The sequence below is a fragment of the Streptomyces sp. NPDC046203 genome (assembly GCF_040646255.1).
GTDB lineage: Bacteria > Actinomycetota > Actinomycetes > Streptomycetales > Streptomycetaceae > Streptomyces.
Map to the genome: position 1 here is coordinate 55,756 of NZ_JBEYZX010000035.1, position 16,728 is coordinate 72,483.

13 protein-coding genes and 2 tRNA genes are annotated in these 16,728 nt (G+C 72.3%); 11 read left to right on the top strand and 4 right to left on the bottom strand.

Annotation, left to right across the window (positions count from 1 at the left end; genetic code table 11):
• The first annotated feature begins 115 nt into the window (after window positions 1–115).
• Window positions 116–1,204 carry a 2-aminoethylphosphonate ABC transporter substrate-binding protein gene (locus ABZ990_RS22930; RefSeq protein WP_361234512.1) on the top strand — a complete coding sequence of 363 codons (1,089 nt, stop codon included), beginning with the start codon at window positions 116–118 and terminating at the stop codon, window positions 1,202–1,204.
• 333 nt (window positions 1,205–1,537) lie between these two features.
• Window positions 1,538–3,154 (top strand): alkaline phosphatase family protein, encoded by a 1,617-nt coding sequence (locus ABZ990_RS22935; RefSeq protein ID WP_361234515.1) that lies wholly within the window; start codon window positions 1,538–1,540, stop codon window positions 3,152–3,154.
• Between the two features lie 131 nt (window positions 3,155–3,285).
• Here ABZ990_RS22935 and ABZ990_RS22940 read toward each other — a convergent pair whose 3' ends face one another.
• On the bottom strand, window positions 3,286–4,065 hold the full coding sequence (locus ABZ990_RS22940) for an HAD-IIA family hydrolase (protein WP_361234518.1): 780 nt from the start codon (window positions 4,063–4,065) through the stop codon (window positions 3,286–3,288).
• Window positions 4,066–4,278: 213 nt separating this feature from the next.
• Here ABZ990_RS22940 and ABZ990_RS22945 point away from each other — a divergent pair, with 213 nt between their 5' ends.
• The 3 genes from ABZ990_RS22945 to ABZ990_RS22955 all read left to right on the top strand — a co-directional run bounded on the left by ABZ990_RS22945 (window position 4,279) and on the right by ABZ990_RS22955 (window position 6,595).
• Window positions 4,279–4,827: a YceI family protein gene (locus tag ABZ990_RS22945; protein ID WP_361234520.1), complete on the top strand. Its 549-nt coding sequence runs from the start codon at window positions 4,279–4,281 to the stop codon at window positions 4,825–4,827.
• A gap of 162 nt (window positions 4,828–4,989) precedes the next feature.
• On the top strand, window positions 4,990–5,931 hold the full coding sequence (locus ABZ990_RS22950) for a hypothetical protein (RefSeq protein ID WP_361234523.1): 942 nt from the start codon (window positions 4,990–4,992) through the stop codon (window positions 5,929–5,931).
• Between the two features lie 4 nt (window positions 5,932–5,935).
• Entirely contained in the window at window positions 5,936–6,595 is a 660-nt protein-coding gene (locus tag ABZ990_RS22955; protein WP_361234525.1) for a class F sortase, read from the top strand.
• Window positions 6,596–6,697: 102 nt separating this feature from the next.
• Here ABZ990_RS22955 and ABZ990_RS22960 read toward each other — a convergent pair.
• Window positions 6,698–6,771, bottom strand: a tRNA-Lys gene (locus tag ABZ990_RS22960).
• 183 nt (window positions 6,772–6,954) lie between these two features.
• On the opposite strand from ABZ990_RS22960, the gene ABZ990_RS22965 reads away from it, so the two are divergent.
• From ABZ990_RS22965 to ABZ990_RS22980, 4 genes are all read left to right on the top strand, one after another.
• The gene (locus tag ABZ990_RS22965; protein WP_361234528.1) at window positions 6,955–8,445 is read left to right on the top strand and encodes a peptidoglycan-binding protein; all 1,491 of its coding nucleotides are present in this window, start codon (window positions 6,955–6,957) and stop codon (window positions 8,443–8,445) included.
• A 26-nt stretch (window positions 8,446–8,471) separates the two neighbouring features.
• Window positions 8,472–10,460: an SPFH domain-containing protein gene (locus tag ABZ990_RS22970; RefSeq protein WP_361234531.1), complete on the top strand. Its 1,989-nt coding sequence runs from the start codon at window positions 8,472–8,474 to the stop codon at window positions 10,458–10,460.
• Window positions 10,461–10,810: 350 nt separating this feature from the next.
• A complete protein-coding gene (locus ABZ990_RS22975) occupies window positions 10,811–11,401 on the top strand; it encodes a lytic polysaccharide monooxygenase (protein WP_361234535.1) in 591 nt (196 codons plus the stop codon).
• A gap of 208 nt (window positions 11,402–11,609) precedes the next feature.
• A complete protein-coding gene (locus ABZ990_RS22980) occupies window positions 11,610–12,083 on the top strand; it encodes a carboxymuconolactone decarboxylase family protein (RefSeq protein WP_361234538.1) in 474 nt (157 codons plus the stop codon).
• 91 nt (window positions 12,084–12,174) lie between these two features.
• On the opposite strand, the gene ABZ990_RS22985 is transcribed toward ABZ990_RS22980, so the two are convergent.
• Together ABZ990_RS22985 and ABZ990_RS22990 are read right to left on the bottom strand one after the other, a co-directional pair.
• Window positions 12,175–12,248: transfer RNA gene (locus ABZ990_RS22985), tRNA-Lys, on the bottom strand.
• Window positions 12,249–12,399: 151 nt separating this feature from the next.
• Window positions 12,400–13,158: an IclR family transcriptional regulator C-terminal domain-containing protein gene (locus ABZ990_RS22990; protein WP_361234541.1), complete on the bottom strand. Its 759-nt coding sequence runs from the start codon at window positions 13,156–13,158 to the stop codon at window positions 12,400–12,402.
• Window positions 13,159–13,608: 450 nt separating this feature from the next.
• Here ABZ990_RS22990 and ABZ990_RS22995 point away from each other — a divergent pair, with 450 nt between their 5' ends.
• Together ABZ990_RS22995 and ABZ990_RS23000 are read left to right on the top strand one after the other, a co-directional pair.
• Entirely contained in the window at window positions 13,609–14,736 is a 1,128-nt protein-coding gene (locus tag ABZ990_RS22995; RefSeq protein WP_361234561.1) for an LLM class flavin-dependent oxidoreductase, read from the top strand.
• Window positions 14,737–15,073: 337 nt separating this feature from the next.
• A partial coding sequence (locus ABZ990_RS23000; RefSeq protein WP_361234544.1) for a glycoside hydrolase family 18 protein occupies window positions 15,074–16,728 on the top strand: 1,655 nt, incomplete at its 3' end.

Sequence of the window (16,728 nt, forward strand, 5' to 3'; positions counted from 1 at the left end):
GTTCGCACAGTCCGCGCTGTCGGCACAGTCCGCGCTGTCAGCACAGTCCGCGTTGTCCGCACCGTACGCCCGGCCCCGAGCCTCCCGACGTCCCTCTCCCTGGAGAAGAAACCCCATGCGCACCACCTCCCTCCCCGCCCGCCGTTCCCGCGTGTCCTACGTCAAGCCGGTCGTCGCCGCCGCCGGCTGCCTGGTCCTCGCCGGCACCCTCACCGCCTGCGGCGGGGGCGCCGCGGCCGACGAGAAGGTCGTCACCGTCTACAGCGCCGACGGCCTCAAGGGCGAGGCGGGCGACGGCTGGTACGACCAGGTCTTCAAGGACTTCGAGAAGAAGACCGGCATCAAGGTGAAGTACGTCGAGGGCGGCTCCGGCGAGATGGTGCAGCGCGCCGCCCGCGAGAAGAGCAACACCCAGGCCGATGTCCTCGTCACCCTGCCCCCGTTCATCCAGCAGGCGGGCTCCAAGGGGCTGCTGGCCGCGTACAAGCCGGCGAACTCCGACCGGGTGGACGGCGCCGACAAGGCGGGCGACGGCACCTGGGTGTCCGTCGTCAACAACTACTTCGGCTTCATCCAGAACAAGAAGGAGCTGAACCCGGCGCCGACGACCTGGGAGCAGCTGCTCGACGGGAAGTACAAGAACAAGGTCCAGTACTCCACCCCGGGCGTCGCGGGCGACGGCACCGCCGTGCTCATCAAGGCCATGCACGACTTCGGTGGCAAGGACCAGGCCATGGAGTACCTGAAGAAGCTCCAGGCCAACAACGTCGGCCCGTCCTCCTCCACTTCCAAGCTCGCCCCCAAGGTCGACAAGGGCGAGATCCTGGTCGCCAACGGCGACGTCCAGATGAACTTCGCGCAGGCCAAGTCCATGCCGAACCTCTCGATCTGGTTCCCCGCGAAGCAGGGCGGCACGCCGTCGACCTTCGCCCTGCCGTACGCGGCCGGTCTGGTGAAGGGCGCCCCGCACACCGCGAACGGCAAGAAGCTCCTCGACTTCATGCTGAGCGACGAGGCGCAGCGCCAGGTCAGCGCCATCGGCGGCGGCTTCCCCGCCCGCAAGGACATCCGGCCCACCGACGCCAACGCGATCGAGCTGTCGAAGCTGCTGGTGGGTGTCGACGTCTTCCAGCCGGACTGGGCCGACATCGACAAGAACCTGACCACGTACGTCGACGCGTGGAAGGCCGCGACCGGCAGCTGAGCGTGTGCTGGCCCCCGTCCCCGGACCCACCCGGGGACGGGGGACGGGGCGGGGGCGGGGGCGGCGGCCAGTCGGACGTGCCCGGCGCGCCGAGGTGACGACCTCCTCGACGCCCTCCCGCCCGAACGGCCCCGCACCGGCCGGGAATCCGGTCGCGCGCGCCGACGCCTGGACGTCCGCGACCGGCAGCGGAGAGTTCACCGGACGACCACCGGGCGACACTTTCCCGCGCCGGAGGATCGCGGAAGGATAACGGGTACGGACCACAGCCCAACGCCCCTGGTGCGCCAGGGGCGTTGGCATGCCCGCATACCCCCTTCTGGAGGCTCTCGCATGCCCACCCCCGGCCCGTCCCGCCCCACCGGCCCCGCGACCCCGACCCGCCGCAGCGTGCTCGCCGTCGGCGCCACGGCCGCCGTGGCCGCCGTCGCCGGCGGCCTGGCCACCGCGCCTACCGCCTCGGCCGCCACCCCCGCCACCCCCGCCGCGCCCGCCGCGACCACCGCCTCCGGTGCCGCCGTCCCGACCCTCCCGAACGGCACCAGTACCCGCAAGGTGCTTGTCGTCGGCATGGACGGCCTGCGCCACGACCGCATCGACGCCGCCGCGGCTCCCCACCTCAAGTCGCTGATGGCGAACGGCACATACGGTCGCTCTCTGCTCTACTCCAGCCCGATGGCCGCCACTTCCTCGGGCCCCGGCTGGTCGACGATCTCCACCGGCGTCTGGCCCGACAAGCACGGCGTGAAGGACAACACCTTCACCGGCCGCAACTACACCGCCTACCCCGGCTTCCTGGCCCGGCTGCACCAAGTGCGCCCGGAACTCTCGCTGTTCGCCGCCGTCGACTGGCCCGAGCTCGACACGTACGGCACCGTCACCCCCGGCGCGGACGCCAAGGTGGTCTACAACAACGACTACGCCGTCAACGACCTCACGATCACCGAGGTCACCGAGGCCGTGCTGCGCGAGCAGAACCCCGACGTCCTCTTCGTCTACTTCGGCGAGACCGACGAGATCGGCCACAACAACGGTGCCGCCGACCCCCGTTACCTCGCGGCCATCGACGTCCAGGACGGCTACCTCGGCCGCCTCCTCGCCGCCATCGAGGCCCGTCCGACCCGCGCGGCCGAGGAGTGGACGGTCGTCGTCGCCACCGACCACGGCCACACCGACGCGGGCGGGCACGGCGGCTCCAGCATCGAGGAACGGCGTACGTTCGTACTCGCCCAGGGCCCCGGCATCGAGGCCGGCGCCCGGCCCGCCGACACCCGCCTCGTCGACGTCGCCGCCACCGTCTTCCACCAGCTCGGCATCGTCCCCGACCCGGCCTGGGGCCTGGACGGCAAGCCGGTCCAGCAGCGTTCCGCGGACGCGTTCGACACCCTGCTGCCCGTCCTCACCGGCCGCGTCGACGAGACCGGCATCCCCGCCGGCGTCCTCGGCTTCACCCACACCGCGCCGAGCGGCTGGTCCGTCGTCAACAACGCCATGGGCACGGGCGGGGTGACCGAGTGGCGCGGCTGGTCCTTCGCCACCGACGAGTTCTGGTCCCGCTCCCAGCGCGATCAGTGGCGCGAGCTGAACGTCCGCTCCCGGGGCGTGTTCGCCGTCGCCGACTCCGACGAGTGGGCGGACAAGACCTTCTCGGGTACGTACGACTCGACGCTGGTCAGCCCGGCGTACGCGGTCCCCGGCGCCGCCCGCGTCAGCCTGTCCTTCACCACGCTCTACCGCCAGGAGGGCGCCCAGAGCGCCCAGATCCTGGCCTCGTTCAACGGCGGCACCCCGACCGTCGTCAAGAGCTACACGGCGGACGTGCTCTCCCAGCCGCAGACGGTCACGGTCCCCGTACCCGCGGGCGCGTCCAGCGTCTCCTTCCGGTTCCGCTACACCGGCTCGAACAACTGGTACTGGGTGGTCGACGGGGTCGCGGTCACCACGTCCTGATCACGCGTCACGCGTCACGCGTCACGCGTCACGCATCGCGCATCAGGCGTCACGCGTCATGGAAAACGGGCCGGGCGGGGGCGGTGACGCCCCTGCCCGGCCCGTCGCGACCGGACGCCGTACGCCGAAGGTCAGATGTACTCGACCAGGTCCGCGATCGAGTCCTTCACATGCGTCGGCCGGTAGGGGAACTTGCCGATATCCTCCGGCGCCGTCAGGCCCGTCAGCACGAGGAACGTCTCCATGCCCGCCTCCAGCCCCGCCAGGATGTCGGTGTCCATCCGGTCGCCGATCATCGCGCTGGACTCGGAGTGGGCCCCGATCGCGTTGAGACCGGTGCGCATCATCAGCGGGTTCGGCTTGCCGACGAAGTAGGGCTCCTTGCCCGTCGCCTTGGTGATGAGCGCGGCGACCGCGCCCGTCGCGGGCAGCGCGCCCTCGGCGGAGGGGCCGGTCTCGTCGGGGTTCGTGGCGATGAACCGGGCCCCGTTGTTGATCAGCCGTACCGCCTTCGTCATGGCCTCGAAGGAGTACGTCCGGGTCTCGCCCAGGATCACGAAGTCGGGCTCGGTGTCGGTGAGGATGTACCCCACCTCGTGCAGCGCGGTGGTCAAGCCGGCCTCGCCGATGACGTACGCGGAGCCGCCCGGGTGCTGGGTGTCGAGGAACTTGGCGGTGGCGAGCGCCGACGTCCAGATGTTCTCGGCGGGCACGTCCAGACCGATCCGGCTGAGCCGGGCGTGCAGATCGCGGGCGGTGTAGATGGAGTTGTTCGTGAGGACCAGGAAGGGGCGGCCGGAGTCCCGCAGCTTGGCGATGAACGCGTCGGCTCCCGGCACCGGGATGCCCTCGTGCATCAGCACGCCGTCCATGTCGGTGAGCCACGATTCGATGGGCTTGCGGTCTGCCATGGGGCCGGTCTCCTGTCGGATGGCTTGCGGTGGCGCCGGGACGACGCTGTACCGACGGCCCCAGCCTAGGCCGTGTCCATTCAACGGCCGGTCGCGGTCTGGCGCGAACCGGAAAGATCGGTAATCATCGGTAATGATCAACAGTGACCGGTAATGATCCGAAATGATCCAAGCGGACTGCCGCCGGGATCCAGAGCAGCCCTGGGAGACCCGATGACCATGCCCCTCTCCGAACTCACCGGGGACTACGTCCTCGACCCCGCCCACACCCGGATCGGCTTCGTCGCCCGCCACGCCATGGTGACCAAGGTCCGCGGCGCCTTCCACCAGTTCGAGGGCACCGCGCATCTGGACGGCGCGGACCCGGCGAAGTCCACCGCCCAGGTGGTGATCAAGACCGAGAGCATCGACACCGGCGTCGAGCAGCGCGACCAGCATCTGCGTACCAACGACTTCCTCGACGCGCCCAACTTCCCCGACATCACCTTCCGCACCACCTCGGTCGAGGCGAAGTCCGACACCGACTACCGCGTCACCGGCGACCTCACGGTCAAGGACGTCACCCGCCCCGTGAGCATCGACTTCGAGTACACGGGCAACGCCGTCGACCCCTACGGCAACCTCCGGGTCGGCCTGGAGGGGTCGGTGACGATCTCCCGCAAGGAGTACGGCGTGACGTGGAACGCGGCCCTGGAGGGCGGGGGCGTGCTGGTCGGCGACAAGGTCGTCCTGGAGTTCGACATCTCCGCGATCAAGCAGTAGCGGCCCCGGGCCCGTTCGGCCCCGCCCTGTCCCGGACCCGGGATCGGGCGGGGCCTCGCTCGTCCGCTTGTCCGTATGTCGGCTCGTCGGCTCGTCCCACCGGCCCTCCCGGGATGCGGGAGGGGGCGATTCGGGTGACCCTGCCAGTACCAGGAGGTCACCATGCGTTCAGGTTCCATCGCGCTGGGTGCCGCCACGGCGGCCATGGTGCTGGTGCTCACGCCCGCGGCGGGCGTCGCCCAGGCCCACGACGGGGTCCGGGTCACGGCCACCCCCGGGTCGGCCCCGCCCGGCGCCGGGGTCGAGCTGCGGGTCACCGGCTGCGCGGGCCGCGCCGGGACCGCCGCGTCCCCGGCCTTCGCCGGAGAGGCGCGGCTCGCCGGCCGGGGCGAGGGACCGCCCCCGAAACACGACCAGGGACACGGCCAGGGTCACGGCCGGGACCACGACCAGGACCACGGCCAAGGTCGCGACCAAGGCCACGATCAGGACCACGGCCAGGGGCGCGAGGACGGGCGGAGCTGGGATCAGGGTCGGGAGTGGGGGCAGGACCGGGGCCAAGGGCAGTGGTGGGACCACGCGGGCGGCCGGGGCGGCGATCAGGGGAGCGGTAAAGAAGACGGCAAAGGGGACGACAAAGGGGAGAGTAAGGGGGACGGCAAAGAGGGCGAGCTGTCGGGAAGCGTCCGCCTGAAGCAGCGCCTCGACGAGGGCACCTACCCGATCAGCGTGTCCTGCGACGGCCACGACCACCGCGACGCCGGGACCCTCAGGGTCCGGCGGAGCGAGGAGCCGGCCCCGCGTCCCACCTCCCACCCGTCCCCGGTCGCCCCGGTCCACGCGGGCGGCGGCGGGACGGCCGTGTTCGCCGCGCCCGCCGCGCCCGGGGTCGCGCAGACGGCGAGCGAGGAGGGCCTGGGCACCCCGTACACCGTCCTCGGCTTCGGCCTGGCCGCCCTCGCGGCGGCGGCCGTCGCCCTTCGCGGCAGCGCCCGGCGCCGTACCGAAGCCCAGTCCGGCGCCGGCGTCGGTGTCGGCGCCGGTCTCGGAGGAGGAACGGCGGGGGAGAAGCCCGGGGGCGGGGCCGGCCAGGGCGCGGACTGAGCGCGTGCCGTCCGGGCGGGCGCTGACCGGGGCGGCCTGGGCGGCCCTCGTACTCAGCCTCTGGATCTGGGGCCAGGACGGTGCCCCGCCGCCCGGCACCGCCGCGGCGCCGACCACCGGCGACATCGCCGCGGCGGGCCGCCCGCCGGGCATCCCGCTGCCCCCGGCGCACTCCCCGCTCGCCGCGCTGGAGCCGCGCCGTGTCGAGATCCCGTCGATCGGGGTGACGGCGCCGGTCGTGCCCCGGGGGCTCGACGACGACGGGGCGATCGAGCCCCCGCCGTACGAGACACCGGAGACCGTCGGCTGGTACGAGGACGGCACGCCGCCCGGCGCCCCCGGCGCGGCACTCCTCGTCGGCCATGTCGACACCGAGACCGGCCCGGCCGTCTTCTACGGGCTGAGCGCGGTCCGTCCCGGCGCGGAGGTGGCCGTGACCAGGTCGGACGGCAGCGTCGCCCGCTTCACCGTCGACGACGTCCAGGTCCTGCCGAGGGACGGGTTCGACCCGCGGGCGGCGTACGGCCGACGGCTGCCCGGCCGCGCCGAGCTGCGGCTGATCACCTGCGGCGGAGCCTTCGACCGCGCGTCCGGCGCGTACACGGCGAACGTCGTCGTCTCCGCCTATCTGTCCGCTGCCTCCGGCGCCGGACCAGGCCGCTGACCTGCGAAGAGACGCAGAGATACACCGGGAGGGATACGCCGAGAAGTGCCGGATACACGACTGAAGCCCTTCACCTGATGGTGAAGGGCTTCAGTCTTCGCGTGCGCCGCCAGGGACTCGAACCCCGGACCCGCTGATTAAGAGTCAGCTGCTCTAACCAACTGAGCTAGCGGCGCCTGCTGACAGAGATAACTCTACAGGACTTCCGGGGGTGCCCCTGACCATTTCCCGCCCCCTCCGGCCTGTCGGATGGTCGTACTGGGGATTCGATACGTCAAAATGCCATTTGTTCGGACAGTTGAGACACTGGCGCCTGTGCCGGAGCGCCAAGAGATCTTGACGGCTGTGGAGGGGAACACATGAGTGTGCCGGTTTTCGAAGAGTTCGAACCCGAGGCCGACTGCGGTTGCGCGGGCTGTGCCGGGCAGCGGAGGGCCCACGCGCTCGGTGTGCCGGTACGGGCCGGGGGCCACCCGGCCGCCCGTGGCGCGCGGCGCGCGTTGGTCCTGGTCACGGCCACCGGAGCGGTGCTCGGCGCCGGAGGTGTGGGCCCGGCCGGCGCGGCGCGGACGCCGGACGGGGCGAGCGGGGTGAGCGGGGCGAGCGGCGCAGCCGCCGAGACGACAGGGACCCTCACCGCCGCCACCAGCACCGGCGTCACCGCCACCGACATCGGCACCACTGGCATCGGCGTCACCGGCCACGAGGCGGAGCCCGGGAATCCGCAGGGCGGGCAGGAGCCGCTGGGCGCCGCGTCCGGCCGGGGTCCGGTATCGGCCACTCCGGTGTCGGCTCCGGCCGTGCTCCCGGCGGCGGCCCCGCACGGCTCCGCCCCGACCCTGCGCGCGACGACCCGCGCCGACATCGTCCGCCGCGCCGAGAAGTGGGTGACGGCCAGGGTTCCGTACGACATGAACCGCTACTGGGGCGACGGCTACCGCCAGGACTGCTCCGGCTATGTCTCGATGGTCTGGAACCTGCCCTCCAACGAGTGGACAGGCAGCCTGGCCCGCTTCGCCGACCGGATCCCGCGCGCCGATCTCCAGCCCGGCGACATCCTGCTGTTCCACAACCCGGCCAGCCCGACGCGCGGCTCGCACGTGACGGTCTTCGGCGGCTGGGCGGACGCCACGCGCACCTCCTACACCGCGTACGAGCAGACCAAGCCGTACACCCGGACACGGACGACGCCCATGGCGTACTGGCAGGACTCGGAGCACTACGTCGCCTACCGCTACAAGGGCCTGACCGGCGCGCCCTCGGGCCAGGGCGGTGGAGCGGGAGGCGGTACGGGCGGCGCGGCCACGCCGTACCCCGGGGCGGCGAAGTTCGGGCCGGGCGCGGACAACGCGTACGTCACGCGGCTTGGGAAACTGCTCGTGGCGCGCGGCGGCAAGAGCTTCTACCACCAGGGGCCGGGCCCGCGGTGGGGCGAGGCGGACCGGCGGGCGACCGAGGCGTTCCAGCGGGCGCAGGGCTGGAAGGGCGGTGCGGCCGACGGGCTGCCGGGGCCGCGGACCTGGTCGCTCCTGGTGACGGGGCAGGGCAAGGACATCGGCGGCGCGGGCGGGACGGCCGGCTCCGGCGGTTCCGGCGGGTCGAGCGGATCTGCGACCGCGTTCCCCGGGCGTGGCTCCTTCCGTCCGGGCCAGTCCAACGCATATGTGGAGAAGCTGGGCAAGCAGCTGGTCAAGCGGGGCTTCGGCAAGCACTACACGTCGGGCCCCGGCCCCCGCTGGACGGAGGCGGACCGGCGCAACGTCGAGTCCTTCCAGCGGGCCCAGGGTTGGCGCGGCTCGGCGGCCGACGGTTATCCGGGCCCGGAGACCTGGCGGCGCCTGTTCCGATGACTCCGACGACATGAGGTGACGACCGAATGAAGGCATCGACCCCGATGAGCCCCGTGCCTCCGGGCCCGGCCGCCCTGGCCGATTCCGGTGCGGCCGCCAGTCGTGACGCGGCCCGCACCGCCCGCCGGCTCACCGACGGCCGGCTGCGCGCGAGCACCGCGCCGCCGGGCGACGGGCCGGGGTCGGGGACGGAGTCAGGGTCGGGCCCGGGGGCCGGAGGCGCGGCCGGGGCGGGCGCCTCCGGTGGGGCGCCGCTGCCGCCGGAGGTCGTCGAACCGGAGGTCACCGAGCCGGAGGCCGTGCGGGGCGAGGAGGAGAAGGCGGTCGACGCCGTCCCCGATACGGAGGCCGAGGCCGAGGGCACGGGTGACCTGGGTGACCCGGGGGACTCGGACGAGGCGGTCGCCGCCGAGGCGGACACCTCGGCGCCGGACCAGGCGACACCTCCCGCCGAGCCCGCACCCCAGCCGCCGTCAGCCCCCGAGCCTTCCGCCGCCGTGACCGAAGAGCCGCAGGCCCTGGACGCACCCCCAACCCCCACACCCGACCCGGACCCCGACCCCGAGCCCGCCCCCGAGCCTGTCCGCACCCTCACCCCCACCCCCGTCGGGGTCGGCTTCGCGTGGATGGCAGGGGCACACTTCACGATGGTGTCCGTCCCCGCGGCCTCCGCTGACCAGCGGCCCGCCAAGAGCGGCGCCCCGTCCGCCCCTTCCGCTCCCGCTCCTTCCGCCCCCGCCCCTTCCCTTCCTTCCTCCGACGGGGTGGCGGCGCGAGGGAGTGGTGGGCGGCGCAGGGCGGTGATCGGGGTCGAGACGACCGGGACGATCCCGGTGCACCTGCTCTTCCGGGACGAGCCGACGCCCGGCCCCGACGACGAAGCCCCCGCCACCGCATCCACACCCGCATCCGCACCCGCATCACCGGGGACGTCCAGGCCCTCCCTGATCAAGGCCCGGCAGACCGGCTTCCCCACGTCCCCGGCCCCCGCCGGCCCGGTCGCACTCCGCCCCACGCTCACCCCCACCCCCGTGGCCGCCACCCGCGCGGGCTCCGCTCCCGCTCCCGCTCCCGTCCCCGCGTCCGCCGGGCGGCCGGTGCCCGCCACCGACCCGAAGTTGGTGGAACGCCCCGGTCCGGTGCTGCCCGGCTGGGTCGGTGTGACCGGCGGGCTGCTGGCGCTGTTCGGGTGCGCGGTGCTCGTGTGGTGGACGGGCGCCGTGCCCCGGGAGGCGGCGCGCATGCTGGGGCTGCCGCCTCGGCCGTACGACGGCATCGGCCTCGGCCAGTGGTCCCTGCTCGCGCTCGGCACCGTCGTCACGCTGTTCTTCCTGGGCGGGATCGGCCGAGGACGGGTCGGCTACGCCCTGGTGCTCACCCTCTTCGGCGACTATCGCGGCACCGTCCGCCGGACCGGTCTGCTCTGGGTGAGCCCGCTCCTGCTGCGCCGCCGGGTGGACGTACGGCTGCGGCACTGGCGCAGCGAACCGCTGCCCGCCGTCGACGCGAAGGGCACCGCGCTCGATGTCGTCGTCCTCGTGGTCTGGCGGGTCCGCGACACCGTGCGCGCCGCGCTCGGGGTGGACCGGCACGAGGAGTATCTGCGCGAGCAGGTGGAGGCGGCGATGGCGCGGGTCCTGTCGCAACTGCCGGCGGACGCGTTCCACGAGGACGCGCCGACGCTGCGCGACGCCGAGGCGGTCGGCGAGGCGCTGACCCGGATGCTGTCGGCGGAGTGCGCGCCGGTCGGCATCGACGTGTACTCGGCGCAGCCGACCCGGATCGAGTACGCCCCCGAGGTCGCGGCGGCGATGCGGCGCCGCCGGATCGCGGCGATCGACGCCGAGCACCGGGACAGCGTGCTCACCTCGGTCGTGGACGCGGTCGACGACGTGGTCCACCGGCTGACCTCCCGTGGTCTGGTGGAACTGGACGACTACGAGCGGAAGGCGCTGGTGAAGGACCTGACGGTGGCGTTCTGCACCGGCCGGACGGCGTCGGGCGAGGGTGTCTGAGCGGCGCGCGGGTCGGGGCGAGAGCGGTGCGGCCGGTGGCGTCTCCGGCGACGACGTACTGCCGGCGCTGACGACGACGCGACGACGACGCGACGACGACGGCGGTACGGGACATGACCCGTACCGCCGTCGTATGGCTCCCGTACCACCGTCGTTGGTCTGGACATGACCAGTCTCCATCCCTACCGTGGAGCTTGGTCTAGACCTGAAGGGTCCGTATCCCCACCCCTTCCGCCTTCCCTCCCCGTCCCCATCTCCCCGCACGCGTGCACCCCGGCCGGCCCACCTGCCCCACCCCACCCCACCCCGCCCGGCCTCCGGAACTCCCCACGTCCTCCTGGAGCGACAGCATGCGAAAGAAGTCAGGTATCGCGGCCGTGGCGCTCGGTGTCGCCGCCGCCTTCGTCCTCTCCACCGGCGGCGCGAGCGGCCACGGCTACACCGACGCCCCGATCAGCCGCCAGAAGCTCTGCGCCGACGGCACCGTGAAGAACTGCGGCGACATCCAGTGGGAGCCGCAGTCGGTCGAGGGGCCCAAGGGCTTCCCGTCCGGCGGGCCCTCCGACGGCACGATCTGCGCCGGCGGGAACTCCCGCTTCGCCCAGCTCGACGACCAGCGGTCCGGCGCCTGGCCGGCCACCCAGCTCACCGCGGGCCAGAGCTACACCTTCCGCTGGCAGTTCACCGCCCGCCACGCGACCACGGACTTCCGCTACTACATCACCAAGAACGGTTGGAACCCGAACCAGCCGCTGACCAGGGCGGCGCTTGACCCGCAGCCCTTCCTGGTCGTCCCCTACAACAACCAGCAGCCGCCCGCGACCCTCTCCCACACCGGTGTCATCCCGGCGGGCAAGACCGGCCGCCACATGATCCTCGGGGTGTGGACGATCGCGGACACCGGCAACGCCTTCTACGCGTGCTCGGACGTCCAGTTCTGACCCAGGGACCTCTCCTCCCCCCTCTTCTCCCTCCTTCTCCCGCCCCCACCCCCCTCGCCCTGTGACGCGGCCCACATCGGCGCCACGTCACAGCGGCCGGGGCGGCGGCATCTTGTGTGTGTTCGGCGCGGCGCGGCGGCAAGCAGCCACCGCGACCGCACCGGCGCGATGCCATCAGTGAGAAGTAGCGAGAAGTGAGGACGACGTCATGGAACCCCGTTTCCGTCTGTTCGACAGCCCGACCGCCGCGAAGGTCGCCAAGCGGTTCTTCCATGCGTCGATGGCCCTGGAGGAGTCGACGCTGCCGAAGACCCTGCGGGAGCTGGTGCAGCTGCGCGTCAGCCAGATCAACGGCTGCGGCTTCTGCGCCGACGTCCACAACAAGGAGGCCGCGGCAGCCGGGGAGAGCACGGTCCGGCTCGGCCTGGTCGCCACCTGGCGGCACAGCACCGTGTTCACCGAGGCCGAGCGGGCCGCGCTCGCGCTCGCGGAGGAAGGCACGTCGCTCGGCGCGCGCGGGGTGACGGACGAGACCTGGGCCGAGGTACGGAAGCACTTCGACGACGACGAGGTCGGGGCGCTGGTCTGCCTGGTCTCCCTGATCAACGCGGCCACGCGGATGGGGGTGATCGTGCACACCCCGGGCGGCTCCTACGAGCCCGGCGCGTTCGCCGGCCTGTAGTCCCCTGTCCCTACGGGGAAGCACGGGGGGTACGGGGAAACGCGGGGGAATACAGAAGGCCCCTTGCTTTCGCAAGGGGCCTTCCGGTCGGTGCGCCGCCAGGGACTCGAACCCCGGACCCGCTGATTAAGAGTCAGCTGCTCTAACCAACTGAGCTAGCGGCGCCTGCTGACAAAGAAAATACTACCTGGTTCTGGAGGGTGCTCGTGACCACCCTCGTCCCGGCCGGGCACCGGCCCACGTCCGGCCCCGCCCCGGCCCCGATCCGAGCCCCGCTCTGGGCCCCGCCCCGGACTCGTTCCAGCTCCGCCCCTGCTCAGAGCGCCAGCGAGAGCACCACCGGCGCGGCCCGCCGGTTCAGGGTGTCGGCCGCCGAGCGGAGCCGGTGCGCGTCCTCGATCGGCAGCGAGATGGCCAGGCAGCCCACGGCCGCGCCCGCCGTCAGCGGCACCGCGGCGCAGACGGTGCCCACCGCGTACTCCTGGAGGTCGAGCACGGGGACGGTCGGCGGCTGGCTGTCCAGCTTCGAGAACAGCACCTTCTCGTTGGTGATCGTGCGCGAGGTCAGTCGCGCGATCCGGTGCCGGGCCAGGTGGTCGCGGCGTCCGTTCAGGTCGAGCTGGGTCAGCAGGCACTTGCCGACGGCGCTGGCGTGGGCGGCGGAGCGGAAGTCGACCCACTCGTTGACCTTGGGGGTGCGCGGGCCGTCGGCCCACTGGGTGATCTTCACCTCGCCGTCGATGTAGCGGCTGATGTAGACGGCGGCGCCGAGCGAGTCGCGCAGCTCGGTCAGCTCTTCCTGGAGCCTGAGCTCCAGGGCCTCGCGGCGGGTGGTGCCGGACCCGAGCAGGACCAGGGAGTCGCCGACCACGTAGGCGCCGTCGGAGACCTGCTCGACGTAGCCCTCGCGCCGGAGCATCAGCAGCAGGGGCGACAGGTGCGCGACGGGCAGGCCGGTGTCCCGTGCGATCTGCACGTCCGTCACGCCGCCGCCGTGCCGAGAGATGGTCTCGAGTACGCGCAGTGCGTATTGCACCGAATGGAACGGCGCGGTGGGCTCGGGCTTCAGCGCCACGGTGTCCCCCTACCAGGTTGTGACCGCAAGCTTCCGTACCACGATAGCCGCCAAGGAGGCGTAGCGGGGCGGCCGTTGGCGAGATTGATGCGGTGTGCACGATGTCTGGTCTGGGCCGCGCCACTCTGGCATATGCCATGGTCACAGCCCCCGGGGAGAGTCGGAGGTCAGCGCCGCGAACGAGGGTGTCCGTACGGCCGTTCGAGCGGGTTCCGGACGTGAAGATTTTTCTGTGGGAATAACCGGAGACCCCCTCCAGTTGCCGCTGGGAGCACGCCGGACCAGCCCCCGCGCACCGGGCGGTCCGTATCCCTGATGTCAGTACGTCAGCGCGCGAGCACATCGGCGCAGCGCAGGAAGGCCGGCCACACGGTGAGTGACACGACACGGAACACGGAGCGGGGCGGGGAACGGGACGCGGAGGCGACGCCCGCGCCGACACCCGCCGGGATCGGGAACGGGATCGGGACCGGGTCGGGGAACGGCATCCGGGGCGAGGCGCTCGGCACCGCGCCCGTACCGCTCTCGGTGCTCGATCTGGTCACCGTCGGCAGCGGCCGGACCGCGAGCCAGGCGCTCGCCACCAGCGTCGCCCTCAGCCGGCTCGCCGAGCGGCGCGGCTACCACCGCCACTGGGTGGCCGAACACCACTCCATGCCGGGCGTCGCCTCCTCCTCGCCCGCCGTGATCCTCGCCCACCTCGCCGCCCACACCCGCCGCATCCGGCTCGGCTCCGGCGGCGTCATGCTGCCGAACCACGCGCCGCTGGTGATCGCCGAACAGTTCGGCACCCTGGAGGCGCTGGCCCCGGGCCGGATCGACCTCGGACTCGGCCGCGCGCCCGGCACCGACGGCGCGACCGCCGCCGCGCTGCGCCGCACCGACCGGCTGGGCGAGGGCGCCGACGACTTCCCGGAGCAGCTCTCCGAACTGACCCGTTTCCTGGACGACGACTTCCAGGACGGTCATCCGTACGCCCGGATCCACGCCGTCCCGGGCCCGGTGCAGGGCCCGAAGGGTCGGCCGCCGATCTGGCTGCTCGGCTCCTCCGGCTTCAGCGCCCGCCTCGCCGGCCTGCTCGGTCTGCCCTTCGCCTTCGCCCACCACTTCTCGGCGCGCAACACGCTGCCCGCCCTTGAGCTGTACCGGCAGAGCTTCCGGCCCTCGGCCGCGCTCGACGCGCCGTACGCCCTGATCGGCGTCGCCGCGCTCGCCGCCGACGAGGCCCGCGAGGCCCGCCGCCAGGTGCGGACCGGTGCCCTGTCGATGCTGCGGCTGCGCACCGGCCGCCCCGGGCTCATCCCGACGCCGGAAGAGGCCGAGGCGTATGAATTCAGCCACATGGAGCGGGAGTTCGTGGACGACTGGATGGCGAACGTCGTGCACGGCACGCCCGACGAGGTACGCGACGGCCTGGACGCGCTCCAGAAGCGGACCGGCGCCGATGAGCTGATGATCACCGCCAACGCGCACGGCGGGGACGCGCGGCTGCGGAGTTACGAGCTGATCGCCGACGCGTACGGACTGCCGGACGTGGTCTCGCCGGTCGCCCCGGAAGGGGCGCCCGCAACCGCGTAGCGCGCGTGGAAGAGAGCGAGAACCAGGGGGAGTCGGGGGAAGCGGAGGGAAATCCCGGCGCGTTGGTTCCTCGCCGGACCGGCGGGTCCGGGGGAGGGGTACGTGAACCTTAAACCGCTCGTCACCAAGGGTGGCGGGCGGTTTCGCGTGCCGTGCAGCGCCCCTGACGAGGGGGTTTCCGTGCGAATTGGTCTAGTCCTCAATCTGGTTCAGACCATTGACGCGCTGTTCATGCGGCGGATATCACTGCTCCAACTTCCCCGCCGCCACCCCCACTTCCGGAGGCCGCACCATGCACCCCCGTGAACCGCGCACCCCCCGCTCCGCCCCCAGCCCCGTGTCCCGATCGGCCTCCCGTCCCGCCGGCCGTCCCACCGGCCGTCCCCTCCTCGCCGCCCTGCTCGGCTCGACCCTCGTCGCCGGCGCCCTCGCCGTCACCGCCGGGCTCGGCTCCGCCCAGGCCGCCGCCGGCGCGAGCACCGCCGCGCCGTCCACCGGCGGGGTCAAGATCGCCTACTACGACCAGTGGAGCGTGTACGGGAACGCCTTCTACCCCAAGCACCTCGACGAGCGCGGCATCGCCGCCAAGCTGGACGTCATCAACTACTCGTTCGGCAACATCCACCCCACCGACCTCACCTGTTTCGAGGCCAACAAGGCGGCCGGCGACGACAACAACCCGAACGCCGGCGACGGCGCGGGCGACTCGTACGCCGACTACCAGAAGTCCTTCTCCGCGGCGGACAGCGTCGACGGCGTGGCCGACACCTGGAACCAGCCGATCGTGGGCGTCTTCAACCAGTTCAAGGAACTGAAGGCGAAGTACCCGCACCTGAAGATCAACATCTCGCTCGGCGGCTGGAGCTACTCCAAGTACTTCTCCGACGCGGCCAAGACCGACGCGAGCCGCAAGAAGCTCGTGTCCTCCTGCGTCAAGCAGTACATCCAGGGCGACCTGCCCGTCGACGGCGGCTTCGGCGGCCCCGGCACCGCCGCCGGCATCTTCGACGGCATCGACATCGACTGGGAGTACCCCGGCTCGCCCGACGGCCACCTCGGCAACCACTACGCCGCCGAGGACAAGCAGAACTTCACCCTTCTGCTCGCCGAGTTCCGCAAGCAGCTCGACGCGTACGGCGCCGCGCACGGCGGCAAGAAGTACCTGCTGACCGCCGCCCTGCCGGCCGGCCAGGACAAGATCAAGAACATCGAGACGGACAAGATCGGCGCGTACCTCGACTACGCCAACATCATGACGTACGACATGCACGGCGCCTGGAACGGCAACGGGCCGACGTACCACCAGTCCCCGCTCCACTCCGGCGCAGGCGACCCGACCGACGCCGTGAAGCCGGGCACCGAGAAGTACTCGATCGAGAACGCCATCGACTCCTGGATCGACGGCAAGCCCGCCTACGGCATCACCGGCGGCTTTCCCGCGAACAAGCTGACGCTCGGCTACGAGTTCTACTACCGAGGCTGGAAGGGCGTTCCGGCCGGTACGGCGAACGGCCTCGCGCAGCCCGCGACCGGCGGCTCCGGCGCCCGCCCGCTGAGCCAGGCGGCCGGCATCGCGTACTACAAGGAGCTGGGCGGCATCGTCGACAACCCGGCCACCACCTTCTGGGACGACCAGGCCAAGTCCGCGTACTTCTACAAGGACGGCGAGTTCTTCACCGGCCTGGACAAGCGCACCATCCAGGCCCGCGCCGACTACGGCCACCAGCGCGGACTCGCCGGCGCGATGATGTACTCGCTGCTCGGACTGGACGCCAAGGCCACCCTGTTCCATCAGATCACCGACGCCGTGGGCTCCTCCCCGACCACCCCGACGACGCCTCCCACCACTCCTCCGACGACGCCTCCCACCACTCCTCCGACGACGCCGCCCACGACTCCGCCGACGACGCCCCCGACGACGCCTCCGACCACTCCGCCCGCGGGCTGCGCCGCGGCGGCGTACACGGCCGGCACGGTCTACAACGCGGGCCA

Excerpts from the sequence above, each read along its gene's own strand:
- ABZ990_RS22930 (WP_361234512.1), top strand. The coding sequence starts at position 116 with ATGCGCACCACCTCCCTCCCCGCCCGCCGTTCCCGCGTGTCCTACGTC.
- ABZ990_RS22975 (WP_361234535.1), top strand. The coding sequence starts at position 10,811 with ATGCGAAAGAAGTCAGGTATCGCGGCCGTGGCGCTCGGTGTCGCCGCC.
- ABZ990_RS22945 (WP_361234520.1), top strand. The coding sequence starts at position 4,279 with ATGACCATGCCCCTCTCCGAACTCACCGGGGACTACGTCCTCGACCCC.
- ABZ990_RS22980 (WP_361234538.1), top strand. The coding sequence starts at position 11,610 with ATGGAACCCCGTTTCCGTCTGTTCGACAGCCCGACCGCCGCGAAGGTC.
- ABZ990_RS22935 (WP_361234515.1), top strand. The coding sequence starts at position 1,538 with ATGCCCACCCCCGGCCCGTCCCGCCCCACCGGCCCCGCGACCCCGACC.
- ABZ990_RS22940 (WP_361234518.1), bottom strand. The coding sequence starts at position 4,065 with ATGGCAGACCGCAAGCCCATCGAATCGTGGCTCACCGACATGGACGGC.
- ABZ990_RS22950 (WP_361234523.1), top strand. The coding sequence starts at position 4,990 with ATGCGTTCAGGTTCCATCGCGCTGGGTGCCGCCACGGCGGCCATGGTG.
- ABZ990_RS22970 (WP_361234531.1), top strand. The coding sequence starts at position 8,472 with ATGAAGGCATCGACCCCGATGAGCCCCGTGCCTCCGGGCCCGGCCGCC.
- ABZ990_RS22965 (WP_361234528.1), top strand. The coding sequence starts at position 6,955 with ATGAGTGTGCCGGTTTTCGAAGAGTTCGAACCCGAGGCCGACTGCGGT.